Here is a 13,733-nt window from a genome sequence, read left to right on the forward strand (position 1 = left end):
AAGGACTCTGCACGCCAGACGGGTGCGAAGGGAACAGAGTTCTGCCGGAGGCAGAGCGAACGGAGCCGACGTGAGCTGAGCGGGCGCGGACCGGAGAAGCCGGCGCTCAGCGCGCGGGCGTCGGCGGCGCGTACTTGTAGCCGACCCGGCGCACCGTCTGGATCGTCCTGCGGTGCTCCGCGCCGAGCTTGCGCCGCAGCCGCGCGATGTGGACGTCGACGGTGCGGCCGTCGCCCACGTGCCCGTACCCCCACACCGTGGTCACCAACTGGTCGCGGGTGTGCACCCGGTGGGGGTGCGCGACGAGGTGCGCGAGCAGCTCGAACTCCAGATACGTGAGGTCGAGGGTCCGCCCGTCGACCTCGGCGGCGCGCTGCACGGTGTCGATGCGGACGGGGCCCGCTTCGGGCGCGGGCCGTTCCGGCGGCAGGACGGGCTCCGCGGCGACGGGTTCCTGCCCGGCCGGCACGAGGACGAGGTAGCCGACCATCGGCGGCTGCCCCGGCAGGGTCGGCAGGGTGTGCTGCGGCGCGGGCAGCCAGGTGGCGCCCGGCGGCAGGAAGTCGGAGATCTGCACCACCTCGTCGGGCGCGACGGCCCGCAGGCGTCCCCGGGCGGCGGAGACGGAGGCACCGGACGCGGCGGCGGTGGCGGAAGCGGTGGCAGTGAAGGTACGGGAGTTCGCCATGGTGAGGTCAGCTCTTTCGCGCGAAGAAGGAGTCGTCGAGAACGAGACGTACGTCGTGCGCGTCAGGCGAAGGCCGGGTGAACGGCTTTAGAGGGCCCGCGCGTTCATCGCGCGGCAACACACCCGGTCGAAGTCGTGGTGCTGACGGGAAGGCCAGAAGGGCTCGAGGTCATGACGACCCGTCGCTGCGTTCCGGTGGCTTCCCATGCCCCCCATTGAATCAGATGGGTGGGTTACTGGCAGTTCCCTCTCGCCCACCGATACGGCCCTCTGACGGATCTTGGCGTGAAATGTGCCCTGTACCAAGGCCTGAGGGGGCGCCCACCGGAACCGGCGGGCGCCCCCTCAACAGGCTTGTGTGCGGCGGGACTCAGACCTGACCGGCCTTCTCCAGCGCCGCGCAGCAGGTGTCGACGAGCAGCCGCGTCACGACGTACGGGTCGACGTTCGCGTTCGGGCGGCGGTCCTCGATGTAGCCCTTGCGGTCCACCTCGACCTGCCACGGGATGCGGACCGAGGCGCCGCGGTCGGAGACGCCGTAGCTGTACTCGTTCCACGGGGCGGTCTCGTGCAGGCCGGTGAGGCGGTCGTCGATGCCCGCGCCGTAGTTCTTGACGTGGTCCATCGGCTTGGAGCCCTCGCCGAGCGACTCGCACGCGGTGATGATCGCGGCATAGCCCTCGCGCATCGCCTTGGTCGAGAAGTTGGTGTGCGCGCCGGCGCCGTTCCAGTCGCCCTTGACCGGCTTCGGGTCGAGGGTCGCGGAGATGTTGAAGTCCTCGGCGGTGCGGTAGAGCAGCCAGCGGGCCACCCACAGCTGGTCGGAGACCTCCAGCGGGGCCAGCGGGCCGACCTGGAACTCCCACTGGCCGGGCATGACCTCGGCGTTGATGCCGGAGATGCCGAGGCCGGCCTTGAGGCAGTTCTCCAGGTGCGCCTCGACGACGTCACGGCCGAAGATCTCGTCCGAGCCGACGCCGCAGTAGTAGCCGCCCTGCGCGGCGGGGAAGCCGCCGACGGGGAAGCCGAGCGGGCGGTCGCCCTCGAAGAACGTGTACTCCTGCTCGATGCCGAAGATGGGCTCCTGCGCGCCGAAGCGGGCCTCGACCTCGGCCAGTTCGGCGCGGGTGTTGGACTCGTGCGGCGTCATGTCCGTGTTCAGGACCTCGCACAGGACGAGGATGTCGTCGCCGCCGCGGATCGGGTCCGGGCAGCTGAAGACGGGCTTGAGCACGCGGTCGGACGCGTGGCCCTTGGCCTGGTTCGTGCTGGATCCGTCGAAGCCCCAGAGCGGGAGCTCGGCGACCCCCGCCGCGCTCTCGGGGCCTGCCAGTATCTTCGTCTTCGAACGGAGCTTGGCGGTCGGCTCGGTGCCGTCGATCCAGATGTACTCAGCCTTGAACGTCACGGGGCCTCATCCTTAAAGCTCGGTACGGCGCAGAACGTGCGGGTGCTGCGGTGCCGTGGTGATGTGCGGCAGCCTGGCAACCGGCGATTTCCCGACCGTTGCTCTCATGTGAACCCCGTGTTACCTGGGGCGAGTATGGCTCACATCACCCGGCGGGCCCCGGCGGGCGTCACTTGATGACCGCGTTGGCGGCCGCGATGACCAGGCCGATCGTCGCGTCGGCCCCGCCGATCAGGACGGCGGAGCGGCGCCGGTAGCCGACCCGCAGCGCGGCGAAGGTGCCCCAGCCGAACAGGAGCGCGGCGTTCAGCATCAGCCCGGCGTAGGTGACCGGGGTCTCGGACCAGCCGAGGGCTCCGGCCGCGATCAGCAGGATCACGGTGGGCCAGCAGGCGATGATCACCGGCCACTCGTCGACGAGCGCCCAGGCCAGCTGTCGCCAGCGGTGGGCGCCCGTGCCGGGCCGGTGCGTGGACATGTGATGCGCGTATCCGTGCGCGAGCGCGGCCGTGCCCGCGGTCACCATGACCCAGGCCGCGTCGTAGTACGGCGTGTAGGGGGTGCCCTCCGACTGCAGTGCCGCGAGCATCGCGCTCGCGAGGACCGTTCCGTATACGCCCCCGAACATCCAGCTCCGCACGGCGCGCTCCCTTCCGTGTGCCGGACGGTGCGTCCGGTCGGCGGCGGTGGAGCCATCCACGCTATGGGGGCATGTGTAACGGTTTGCCGGACATTGCGCATCGGTCGCTGTTCAACCACGGCCGTGCGGCGGCCGCGGCCTCAGCGCGACAGCGCGTCCCGCACCGCCTCCTCCGTGCGGGCCACCACCGCCGTACCGTCGTCCGCCGTGATGATGGGGCGCTGGATCAGCTTCGGGTGCTCGGCGAGCGCCCTGATCCAGCGGGCGCGGCCCGAGGCGTCGCGCGGCCAGGCCTCGCGGTCCTTGAGGTTCAGGTCCTTGGCGGCCTGCTCCGTGGTCCTCGTGATGTCCCAGGGTTCGAGGCCGAGGCGGTCCAGGACGGCGCCGATCTCGTCCTCGGTGGGCACGTCCTCGAGGTAGCGGCGCACGGTGTAGTCGGCGCCCTCCGCGTCGAGCAGGGTGAGGGCACCGCGGCACTTCGAGCAGGCGGGGTTGATCCAGATCTCCATGCGCACACGCTACCCGCGAACCACCCGCCCCAGGCCGCTCGGCGCCGCTCTGTTCGAATACCCCAAAGCCCTTCTGGCCAGCGGCGATTGTCAGTGCCCCGCAGTAGAATCACAGTAGTGTTCGAGGGCGCCCGACGGGGGGTCCTGACCGCGACAGGAGGATGCCTTGCCCGCTGCCGCACTCACATCGAAGCGTGTGTCCAAGACCGTACCGAAGCCCGTCCTGATCGACCTGCCGTACGCCCCGCTGGAGAAGAAGGCGCTCCCCGCCGGACGCCCGCGTGAGTGGTACGTCAACCACAACCGCCGCCTCAAGGCCATGCGCCTGGCCATCGCGCTGCTCGACTCGGGCGTCTATCTGCCGAACCAGGCGAAGAACAGCACGATACGGCGCATGGCGGAGGACGTCGGGATCCATCCGCCGTCCGACATCACCTGCCACATGGTGCGTGCGCTGATGCGCTACAGCAGGTGAGCAAGTGCGGTGCCCGTGGGGCGGGTTGGCCCCGTGGGTCCCGCGTTCTCGCACGATGTCCGTGTGGGCCCGGGTGATTTCCGCCCGGGCCTGTGCGTGCACTTGTGCGATGGGACATGCTGTGGCCATGACCCAGCAGGAACCCGCCGGCACCCGGCCGGCCCCCGTGGGCGAACTGCCGCTCCTGACGACCGCCGAACTCCCGGACGGCGCCCGCCTTCCGGTGCGGGCCCTGCGCGCGCCGGAGCCGGAGCGCTTCCTTCCGTCCGGCTCGGGACCGGCACCGGGCCCGCCCCCGGCCCCGGCGGTCCTGATCCTGCCCGCGATGGGCACGCCCGCCCGCTTCTACCGCCGCTTTGCGCACGCCCTGCGCGACGAGGGCCTGACGGCGCTCACCGTCGACCTGCGCGGCCAGGGCGAGGCGACCCCGCACGTCACCGACCCCGCCGCGCCCGACCACGGCTACCGCACCGTCGTCGAGGAGGACCTGCCCGCCGTCGTCGCGGCGGTCCGTGCCGCACTCGGCACCGAGCCGCCCCTGTACCTCCTCGGCCACAGCCTGGGCGGCCAACTCGCGCTGGTGCACGCCTCCCTGGGGGTGGGCCCCGGCGTCGACGGCGTGGTACTCGTCGCCTCGGGCTCGGTCTGGTACCGCGCGTACGGCCCGCTGCGCGCCCCCGCCCTGCTCGTCGGCGAGCTCCTCATCGCGGCGACGGCGACCGTGCTCGGCCGCTGGCCCGGCACCCGCCTCGGCTTCGGCGGCAACCAGCCCAAGGGCGTCATGCGCGACTGGGCGCGCCAGGGCCGCACCGGGCGCTACGGGGCCAGGGGCTCCGCGCTCGACTACGAAGCCGCGCTCGCCGCCCTGGACCTGCCCGTGCTCGCGGTCGGCGTCGAGGGCGACACGTACGCTCCCGCGTCCGCCCTCGACCACCTGCTCTCCAAGGTCCCGAGGGCCCGCCTCACCCGCCGCCGCTACACCGCGCAGGAGGCGGGCGCCCGGCTCGACCACTTCGCGTGGACCCGCGCGGGCGCCGCGCTCGCCAAGCAGGTGGCGGGGTGGGTGGCCGAAGAGGAGCGGCCCGGCGGGGGAGCGGACGCCGCCGGGCCCGGGAGCTGATCCGGTCACCCGTTCGCCGTATCCGGCATGCGCGCCGGGCCCCGGCCGCATTGGCTGCTGCTGAGGGCCGGAGCGGCGACCGCGGGGCGACCGGCCGTCCGCCGCGAGCGCGAGAGGGGAGCGAGCATGACGACCCCGGAGGCACGCGCGACGACCCCCGAAGCACGCGCGCGTGCGGGCAAGGCCGCCCGCAAACGCGCCTCGCGCTCCTCCCACGGCGCCTGGATACCCTCCGCCGACCGCCCCGACCCGGTGGCCGTCCTGGAGCGCCAGGGCGCCGACCGGGTCCAGGAACTGCTCCCCATCCGCTACGGCCGCATGGCCGCGTCCCCCTTCGCCTTCCTGCGCGGCGCGGCCGCCGTCATGGCGGGCGACCTCGCCGCCCAGCGGCACACCGGCCTCACCGTGCAGCTCTGCGGCGACGCCCACCTCATGAACTTCGGCCTGTTCGCCTCGCCCGAACGCGCCCTGCTCTTCGACCTCAACGACTTCGACGAGACCTGCCCCGGGCCCTTCGAGTGGGACGTCAAACGGCTCGCCGCCAGCGTCGCCGTCGCCGCCCGCGAGAACGGCACGGGCGAGAGCGGCGCCCACGAAGCGGCGCGGGACGCCGTGGCCGCGTACCGCAGGAGCATGCGGCGCCTGGCGGGCCTCGGCGAGCTCGCCGTCTGGTACGAGCGCATCGACGCCCGCGACCTGCCCCCTCTCGCGCGCCCCGGCGCCTGTCGCGACCGCGTGACGGCACGCCTGGACCACGCCCGCAGGCGCACCAGCCTCCAGGCGCTCGGCAAGCTCACCGAGGTCGTGGACGGCGAGCGCCGCATCGTCCACGACCCGCCGCTCCTCGAACCGGTCGGCGCCCCCGACATGGCCGCCCTGCGCAAGATCTTCGGGGACTACCGCTCCACGCTCGCCGAGGAGCGCCGCCTCCTCCTGGACCGCTACCGCTTCGTCGACGCGGCCCGCAAGGTCGTCGGCGTCGGCAGCGTCGGCACCCGCTGCTTCATCGTGCTGCTCGCCGGGCGCGACGCGGGCGACCCGCTCTTCCTGCAGATCAAGGAGGCGGTGCGGTCCGTCGTCGAGGACCACCTGCCGACCGGCCCCCACATCCACCCCGGGCACCGCGTGGTGGCGGGGCAGCGGCTGCTCCAGGCGGCGAGCGACATCTTCCTCGGCTGGATGACGGGGCCCCAGGGCCGCGCCTTCTACTGGCGCCAGCTGCGCGACATGAAGGGCTCCGCGGACCTCGCCGCCATGTCGGCCGACGAACTGCGTGCCTACGCCCGGCTGTGCGGCACCGCCCTGGCCCGCGCCCACGCGCGCTCCGGCGACCGCATCGCGATCGCCGCCTACCTCAGCGGCTCGGACACCTTCGACCGCGCCGTGGCCGACTTCGCGCTGCGCTACGCGGCACAGAACGCCCGGGACCACGCGGCGCTCACCGCGGCGATCGACTCCGGCGTGATCGGGGCGGCACCCGGGATCTGAAGGGCCCTGGCCGTCCTCGGCCCATGGCGCCGCCCGTGCCCGTGTTCACCCTCGGCGGCACCGTCTCCGCGCGGGGCGGCGGCAGTTCGCCCCGCCTGACCGGCGCCGAGATCCTCGCGGCCACCGGCGCGGTCCCGCCGAGCGTGTGGCGGTGGCGAGCGCCGCGGGGCACGGTGTCGTCGTGGTGCAGGGCACCGACCCCCTGGAGGAGACCGGCCCCGGATCCGAGAGCGACATGCTCGGGCGCGGCCTGCTCCCCGCGGGCGACCTGGACGCGCCGAAGGCCGGACTCCTGCTGCACGCCCTGCTCGCGGACGGCGCCGACCGTGCCCAAGTGGCCGACGCCTTCCGGGCGTTGACCGACCGCTAGCCGATCTGGTCCGGGGTGACCGTCAGCCAGCGCTTGTCGGCGGTCACCTTCTGGCCCAGCTCCCGCTGGCGCTGCGCGTTCTTCTTCTTCATCCCGTCGAGCTGCTTCATGTACGCGTCCTTGCGGTTGACCCAGACCCGTACGCCGCCGTGCTCCACGTCCGCGGAGTGGAACAGCATCGGGCCGTCGCTGACCGGGGTGTCACCGGCGGCGAGGAGCGGCTTCCTCCACTCGTCGATGTACGTGTTGATCGCCGCGGGCTTGCCCTCGTACCAGGTCAGCGGCGCCCACAGGTTCGGCGTCAGCTCGCGCTCGCCGAGCTTCTCGCGGTCCTTCTCGCCGAAGCGGCCCTCGGCGATCTCCTTGCGGGAGGTGGTCACTTCACCCGTCTTGCGGTCCTTGAGCTGCATGGAGACGCCGATGACGTTCTGCGGCTTCACGCCGTAGCCGTACTTCGGGTCGCCGAGGACCATGCGCACCAGGTCCTCGGCGGCCGCGCTGACCACGTACACCTCGATGCCGTGCGAGCGCAGCGTCTTGTAGAGCTGCTGCATGCCGCGCGAGAACTCCGGCGCCTTCACCTCGGTCTTCGTGAGCTTCCCGCCCTCGTAGTACTCGGCGGGGATCGGCTTCTTGTACGCCAGGAGCTCGTCGACGTACCCCTTGAGCTCGTTCAGCGTGAAGCCGGAGAAGATCTGCGCGGCCCACGGGTAGCAGACCTGGTCGTCCACCTCGCACAGCCGGTTGTAGTAGCTGTAGAGGCTCTCCTTGTGCCCGGCCTTGTCCTTGAAGGGGATGACCTTCAGGGACGGGTCCATCGTCTTGCGGGTCAGGACGCCCTTCATCTCCAGGAACGGCAGCAGCGACTCTTCGAGGTCGTTGCGGTATGTCGTGTTGTCCGCGTCGAACACGGCGTACGCGCCCTTGTGGTCGTTCTTCGCGATGACCTTGCCGAGCTGCTTCGCGACGGGCTTCGGCCAGTGCGACAGCTCACGGGCGGTGGCCGCCGAGGTGTCGGCGGCGCCGGCCTCGCTCGTCGGCCACAGCGTGCTGCCCGCGAGGACGGCGGCGGCCAGCGCGCCCGTGGTGCCGATGACGGCCAGCTTGCCCTTTGCCCGTACTGCCATGTCTCTACGTCCCTGCCGTTCCCTGAGAGCGATGCGCGGCCCCGTCCGGAGCGGCGCGCAATGCTATGGGGCGACGCCGGCATTTCCCATGATCGAAGTCACCGTGCGCAGGGGGCATGGGGCAGGGGAACACGGGTAGCCGAAGCGGACGCCGGGACGGTGCGGGGCGACCGTGTGCGAGAGCCCTGCGCGGGGCTCGCGTGCCGGACTCACGTGCCGGGTTCGCGTGCCGGGCCGCCAGGCCGAGGACGCCCTGTACGCGAAGCTGACCGCGGCGGGCGTGCGGATCGCGGGCGAGACGAGGACAAGCCGTACGGCAGCCGGGAGTTCGGCACCCTCGATCCGGCGGGAAACCGCTGGTCGTTCGGCACCTACCGGGGCGAGCCGAGGCCCGGGCCGACCCTCTGGACAGGCGTGATAACTTGCGCAAGCCAGTCAAACCCACACCTGGGCCAGGGAATCCGGTGAGAATCCGGAACTGACGCGCAGCGGTGAGGGGGACGGGCGGGGCCACGGCCACTGGGCGTCTTCGGACGCCTGGGAAGGCGCCCCGCCCGGCCGATCCCGAGTCCGAAGACCTGCTGGCGCCTCCGCTCGCACACCGGGCGGCGGAGGTCGTGACGCAGGCCAGGCTCCGCGTATGAGCCGTGAGACTCAAGGGATCACGTGTCCTCGAAGAACCGCCGTATACGTACGTTCGCCCTGCTCGGCGCCGGAGCGCTCGCACTCACCGCGTGCGGCGGCTCCGCGGAGAAGACGGCGGGCAAGGACGCGAAGGGCTATCCCGTGACGGTCGCCTCCTGCGGCAAGGAGGCCGAGGTCGAGGCGCCGCCGCGGCGGGCCGTCTCCCTGGACCAGGGATCCACCGAGATCCTGCTCTCGCTCGGCCTCGCCGACCGCATGGTGGGCACCGGCACGTGGACCGACCCGGTCCTGAAGAACCTGGCCGAGGACAACGCGAAGGTGGAGCGGCTCTCCGACCGCTACCCGGCACTGGAGAAGGTCCTCTCCAAGGAGCCCGACTTCGTCAGCGCGTCCTTCCTCTACACGGTCGGCAAGGGCGGCGTCGCCGACCGGATGAAATTCACCGAACTCGGCGTCCCCGTCTATGTCTCGCCCACCGACTGCGCGGGCAAGGACAACGACGGCGGCGGCGACGGCAAGCGCGTCAGGACGCTGACCATGGACACCGTCTACGGCGAGGTGCGGGACCTGGCGAAGGTCTTCGGGGTCGAGAAGCGCGGCGAGAGGCTGATCGATGAGCTGAAGGGCCGGACAGCGAAGGCCACGAAGGACATCGACGCCTCCGACGTGACGCTCCTGTACTGGTTCGCCAACTCCGACGCCCCGTACATGGCGGGCTGCTGCGGCGCCCCCGGGATCATCACCCGCGAGCTCGGCGCGAAGAACGTCTTCGACGACACGCGCGAGGAATGGCCGCAGATCAACTGGGAGACGGTCGCCGACCGCGACCCCGACGTCCTCGTCATCGGCGACCTCACGCGCAAGTCGCAGTCCGCGGAGAGCGCCGATGCGAAGATCAAGTTCCTGGAGACCAACCCGGCGACGAGGAACCTGACCGCCGTGAAGAAGAAGCGCTACGTCCTGCTGAGCGGCCAGGCCATGAACCCCACGATCCGCACGGTCGACGGCGTCGAACAAGTGGCGGCGGGTCTACGGAAGTTCGGACTGACGAAGTGACGCCCGGCATGCGGGGCGAGCCCTCGCGCCCGCCGACGTCCACGGCGGGCGACGCGGCCGCGCCGGCGCGCGGTGCCGCTGCGGCGGCTGACGCGGTCGCGGCCCGGGGCGTCGGCTCGGTGTCCGAGGCCGCCCCCGCACCCGCCGTCCCGCCGGTCGCGTCTGCCGTCCCGCCGGTTGTATCTGCTGTCCCGCCGGTCGCGTCTGCCGTCCCCTCGGCCGCACCCGCCCTCCCTCCGGCCGCACCCGCCCTCCCCTCGGTCCCCGGTGTCCTGCGGCAAGGGCTGCTGTGGCTCGGGGGCCTCGGGGTGCTCGTGGTGTCCGTGGCCGTTGCCGTCACCATCGGGCCCGCGGACATCTCCGTGCCCGACGTGTGGTCCGCCGTCGCCGCGCACCTGGGGTGGGGCGAGGCGCGGCTCACGCCGATCAGGGACGGCATCGTGTGGAACCTGCGGATGCCCCGCACCCTGCTCGCCGCGGTCTGCGGCGCCGGGCTCGCGGTCTGCGGGGCCGTCATGCAGTCCCTGCTCCGCAACCCCCTCGCCGACCCCTTCGTGCTCGGGGTGTCGTCCGGGGCGTCCACCGGAGCCGTCGCCGTCGTCGTCCTCGGCGTCGGCGGGGGAGCGCTGTCGGTCTCGGCCGGTGCCTTCGTGGGCGCGCTCTGCTCGTTCGCCCTGGTGCTGCTGCTCAGCCACACCCTGGGCGGCACGACGGACCGGGTCGTCCTGTCCGGCGTCGCGGCCATGCAGCTCTTCTCCGCGCTGACGTCGTTCGTCATCCTCGCGGCGGGCGACGCGGAGACCACGCGCGGCGTCATCTTCTGGCTGCTCGGCTCGCTCAGCGGGGTCGGCTGGACGGACGTGTGGCTGTGCGGGGCGGTGCTCGCCACGGCGCTGCTGATCTGCCTGTCCCACGCCCGCACGCTGGACGCCTTCGCGTTCGGCCAGGAGGCGGCGGCGACCCTGGGCGTCCGGGTGGCCCGCACCCGCCTCGTCCTGCTCTGCACGACCGCGCTGCTGACCGCGGCCCTGGTCAGCTCGGCGGGCGCCATCGGCTTCGTCGGCCTGGTCCTGCCGCACGCGGCCCGCGCGATCGTCGGCTCCGGTCACGCGCGCCTGCTCCCGGTCACGGCACTCGCGGGCGCGGTCTTCGTGGTCTGGGTGGACACGCTGGCCCGCACGGTCCTCGACCCGCAGGAGGTCCCGGTGGGCGTGGTGACCTCGCTCATCGGCGTACCGGCGTTCGTGGCGGTCCTGTACCGGACGCGGAGGGCGACGACATGACGTACGAAGCGATGCCCTCCGAAACGGCTTCCCTCGCCCCCGAAGCCCAGCCTCCGGACACCGTCGGCCTCCGCGCCGACCGCGTCACCCGCGAAGCCGGTGGCCGGCTCGTCGTGGACGGGGTCAGCCTCGCCCCGCCCGCCGGTGCCGTGGTCGGCCTGCTCGGGCCCAACGGCTCCGGCAAGTCCACCCTCCTGCGGATCCTCGCCGGAGTCCTCGCCCCGGCCTCCGGAGTGGTCACCCTGGACGGCCGGCCGCTGGCCGACGTCGGCCGCCGCTCGGTGGCGCGCCGCGTCGCCGTGGTCGAGCAACACGCCTCCACGCAGGCCGAGTTGACGGTACGAGATGTCGTACGCCTCGGCCGCGTCCCGCACCGCCGCGCCTGGTCCGCCCCCACGCCCCACGACGAGCGGGCCGTGCGCGAGGCCCTGGAGCGCACCGGTCTGACCGGCCGGGCCGCCCAGTCCTGGCACACCCTCTCCGGCGGTGAGCGCCAGCGCGTCCAGATCGCCCGGGCCCTCGCCCAGGAGCCCCGCGAGCTCCTCCTGGACGAACCCACCAACCACCTGGACATCCAGCACCAGTTGGAGCTGCTCTCCCTGGTGAGCGAACTCCCCGTCACCAGCGTGATCGCGCTGCACGACCTCAATCTGGCGGCGATGTTCTGCGACCACCTGCTGGTCCTGAAGGAGGGCACGGCCCACGCGGCGGGGACACCGGCCGAGGTGATCACCGAGAAGCTGATCGCGGAGGTGTACGGGGTGCGGGCGGTGGTGACGCCGGACGGCGAGGGCGGCCCGGACGGAGGCAGACCCTCCGTCCGCTTCCTGCGGGGTTGAGCTTCGGAGTTCGAACCTGCGGGGCTGAGCTTCGGAGTCTGAGCCTGCGGGGTTGAGTCCCGGAGTCTGAGCCTGCGGGGGTTGAGCCTCGGAGTCCGCTTCCTGTGGGGTCGAGCCTCGGAGTCCGGGCCTGTGGGGTCGAGCCTCGGAGTCCGGGCCTGCGGGGTTGAGCTTCGGAGTCCGGGCCTGTGGGGTCGAGCCTCGGAGTCCGGGCCTGCGGGGCTGAGCCTCGAAGTCCGAGTCTGCGGGGCTGAGTCCCGGAGTCCGAGCTCTCGCGGCTGAGCCCCGGAGCCCGAGCCCTCGTGGCTGAGCCCTTGCCGCCGGGGGACTCCAGTCGCCGGGGACTCCAGTCGCCGCCGACTCCAGCCCTCGGGGAACCCCGGCCGCCGGGAACCCCGGCGGCCGGGGGGGAAGGCGGCCACCACACCCCCTCACTCCTCCGACGCCCCGATCGGCCGCACATGCCGCAGCAGCGCCAGCGCCAGCCCCGCGAGGCCCACCAGCAGTACGGCGCTGATGAGGGCCACCGTGCCGACCCCGGTGGCGAAGGCGCTCCGGGCGGCGTCGGCGAGCGCTCCCGCGGGCCCCTCCGGCAGCCCTTCCGCCGCGCCCCGCACGGCGGCCAGGCTCTCGCGCGCCGCCTCGGCGGTCCGGTGCGGGACGGCCTCCAAGGCGTCCGCGTCGGCCAGTTGGGCACGGTAGACGGCCGTGCCGACGCTGCCGAGGACGGCGACGCCGAGCGCCGCGCCGAGTTCGGCGCCGGTCTCCGACACCGAGGCCGCGGCACCGGCACGCTCCGGGGGCGCCGAACCCACGATCATGTTCGTGCCGAGCACCATCAGCGGGCCGAAGCCGAGCGTGACCACCATGCTGCCCGCGGCCAGCAGGACGGGCCCCGACGACGCGTCGACCCGTGAGATCACCAGGAATCCCGCGCTCGCGAGGAGCAGCCCGCCCGCGATGACGTACGCGGGCCGCACCCGGCGCGCGATCCGCGGGGCGAGGCCGAGCCCGGCGAACGTGCCCGCGACGAACGGAATCATCCACAGCCCCGCGGGCACCGGCGAGAGCCCCTCGACCAGCTGCAGGTACTGCGTGAAGAACAGCGTCAGCGCATGCAGGGTGATCATGCCGAGCAGAAAGACGACGAGCGCACCGCTGAACGCCCGCTCGGCGAAGAGCCCCAGGTCGAGAAGGGGATCGGTCAGGCGCCGCTGCCGCACCACGAAGACCCTGCCGATCACGAGCCCGGCGGCGACCAGGGCGAGGGGGACGGGGGCGAGGCCCTCCCGCGCCAGCTCCTTCAGCCCGTGGATCACCGGCAGGATCGCGGCCAGGGAGAGGGCGACGCTGAGCGGGTCCAGGCGCCCGGACGCGGGGTTGCGGTGCTCGGGCAGCAGCGCGGGCGCGCAGACCAGGAGCAGCGCCATCACGGGCACGCCGAGCAGGAAGACGGACCCCCACCAGAACCGCTCCAGCATCACGCCGCCCACGACGGGTCCGATGACGGCGCCCACCGAGAACGCCATCATCCACAGCCCGATCGCACTCGCGCGCTGCGCGGGCCGCTTGAACATGGTGGTGATCAGCGACATCGTCGACGGCAGCACCGTCGCGCCCGCGATGCCGAGCAACGCCCGTGCGGCGATGAGCAGTTCGGCGCTGGAGGCGAACGCGGCGAGCACGGACGCCGCGCTGAACGCGGCGGCCCCGAGCATCAGCAGGCGGCGCCGCCCGATGCGGTCCCCGAGCGTGCCCATCGTGACGAGGAACCCGGCGAGCATGAAGGGGTAGATGTCGGCGATCCACAGCGACTGCGTGCTGTGGGCGCCGAGATCGGCGCCGAGGGTGGGCAGCGCCATGTAGAGGACGGTGAGGTCCATGGAGAGGAGGAGCGCGGGAAAGGCGAGGACGGCGAGGCCGATCCATTCGCGGGGGCCCGCGGGCGGTGGCTGCGGGTCGGTGCCCGAGGCGGTGTCGGCATACGTGTCGGCACTGGGATCGGCATGGGTGTCGGCACTGGTTTCCGCTGAGGGAGAAGACATGCGTTCAGGCTGGTCGGCTGGGGTTCCGGAAAGCTTCCGG

13 protein-coding genes and 1 riboswitch are annotated in these 13,733 nt (G+C 72.6%); of the genes, 7 read left to right on the forward strand and 6 right to left on the reverse strand.

Translation table 11 applies throughout. The features are described 5' to 3' along the window. Positions 1-106: 106 nt before the first annotated feature. From ACZ4D5_RS05360 to ACZ4D5_RS05375, 4 genes are all read right to left on the reverse strand, one after another. Positions 107-688, reverse strand: a complete 582-nt coding sequence (locus ACZ4D5_RS05360; RefSeq protein WP_467770990.1) for a winged helix-turn-helix domain-containing protein — start codon at positions 686-688, stop codon at positions 107-109. A 370-nt stretch (positions 689-1,058) separates the two neighbouring features. Next, a complete protein-coding gene (glnII, locus tag ACZ4D5_RS05365; protein WP_467770991.1) occupies positions 1,059-2,096 on the reverse strand; it encodes a glutamine synthetase in 1,038 nt (345 codons plus the stop codon). A 169-nt stretch (positions 2,097-2,265) separates the two neighbouring features. Continuing rightward, on the reverse strand, positions 2,266-2,736 hold the full coding sequence (locus ACZ4D5_RS05370) for a hypothetical protein (protein ID WP_467770992.1): 471 nt from the start codon (positions 2,734-2,736) through the stop codon (positions 2,266-2,268). A gap of 140 nt (positions 2,737-2,876) precedes the next feature. After that, complete coding sequence (locus tag ACZ4D5_RS05375; RefSeq protein ID WP_467770993.1) at positions 2,877-3,245, reverse strand: arsenate reductase family protein; 369 nt, start codon at positions 3,243-3,245, stop codon at positions 2,877-2,879. Positions 3,246-3,411: 166 nt separating this feature from the next. Between ACZ4D5_RS05375 and ACZ4D5_RS05380 the strand changes: the two genes are divergently transcribed. The 4 genes from ACZ4D5_RS05380 to ACZ4D5_RS05395 all read left to right on the forward strand — a co-directional run bounded on the left by ACZ4D5_RS05380 (position 3,412) and on the right by ACZ4D5_RS05395 (position 6,698). Further along, a complete protein-coding gene (locus ACZ4D5_RS05380; protein WP_150167033.1) occupies positions 3,412-3,720 on the forward strand; it encodes a hypothetical protein in 309 nt (102 codons plus the stop codon). Between the two features lie 127 nt (positions 3,721-3,847). Beyond that, entirely contained in the window at positions 3,848-4,840 is a 993-nt protein-coding gene (locus ACZ4D5_RS05385; protein ID WP_467770994.1) for an alpha/beta hydrolase family protein, read from the forward strand. Between the two features lie 126 nt (positions 4,841-4,966). Next, entirely contained in the window at positions 4,967-6,328 is a 1,362-nt protein-coding gene (locus ACZ4D5_RS05390) for a DUF2252 domain-containing protein (protein WP_467770995.1), read from the forward strand. A gap of 151 nt (positions 6,329-6,479) precedes the next feature. Then, entirely contained in the window at positions 6,480-6,698 is a 219-nt protein-coding gene (locus ACZ4D5_RS05395) for a hypothetical protein (protein WP_467770996.1), read from the forward strand. Here ACZ4D5_RS05395 and ACZ4D5_RS05400 read toward each other — a convergent pair. After that, positions 6,695-7,825 carry an HAD family hydrolase gene (locus ACZ4D5_RS05400; RefSeq protein ID WP_467770997.1) on the reverse strand — a complete coding sequence of 377 codons (1,131 nt, stop codon included), beginning with the start codon at positions 7,823-7,825 and terminating at the stop codon, positions 6,695-6,697. The two genes, ACZ4D5_RS05395 and ACZ4D5_RS05400, sit on opposite strands and share 4 nt — an antisense overlap. Positions 7,826-8,240: 415 nt before the next feature. Continuing rightward, positions 8,241-8,425, forward strand: a riboswitch (cobalamin riboswitch). Between the two features lie 66 nt (positions 8,426-8,491). On the opposite strand from ACZ4D5_RS05400, the gene ACZ4D5_RS05405 reads away from it, so the two are divergent. From ACZ4D5_RS05405 to ACZ4D5_RS05415, 3 genes are read left to right on the forward strand one after another with little or no spacing between them, the layout of a single operon-like run. Continuing rightward, the gene (locus ACZ4D5_RS05405) at positions 8,492-9,526 is read left to right on the forward strand and encodes an ABC transporter substrate-binding protein (RefSeq protein WP_467770998.1); all 1,035 of its coding nucleotides are present in this window, start codon (positions 8,492-8,494) and stop codon (positions 9,524-9,526) included. An 8-nt stretch (positions 9,527-9,534) separates the two neighbouring features. Next, complete coding sequence (locus tag ACZ4D5_RS05410; RefSeq protein WP_467770999.1) at positions 9,535-10,809, forward strand: FecCD family ABC transporter permease; 1,275 nt, start codon at positions 9,535-9,537, stop codon at positions 10,807-10,809. An 11-nt stretch (positions 10,810-10,820) separates the two neighbouring features. Further along, on the forward strand, positions 10,821-11,648 hold the full coding sequence (locus tag ACZ4D5_RS05415; RefSeq protein WP_467771489.1) for an ABC transporter ATP-binding protein: 828 nt from the start codon (positions 10,821-10,823) through the stop codon (positions 11,646-11,648). Between the two features lie 431 nt (positions 11,649-12,079). Here the strand turns inward: ACZ4D5_RS05415 and ACZ4D5_RS05420 are convergent, their stop codons facing one another. Then, entirely contained in the window at positions 12,080-13,693 is a 1,614-nt protein-coding gene (locus ACZ4D5_RS05420; RefSeq protein WP_467771000.1) for an MFS transporter, read from the reverse strand. Positions 13,694-13,733: the final 40 nt, after the last annotated feature.

It is taken from the genome of Streptomyces sp. NPDC025651, from assembly GCF_055558735.1.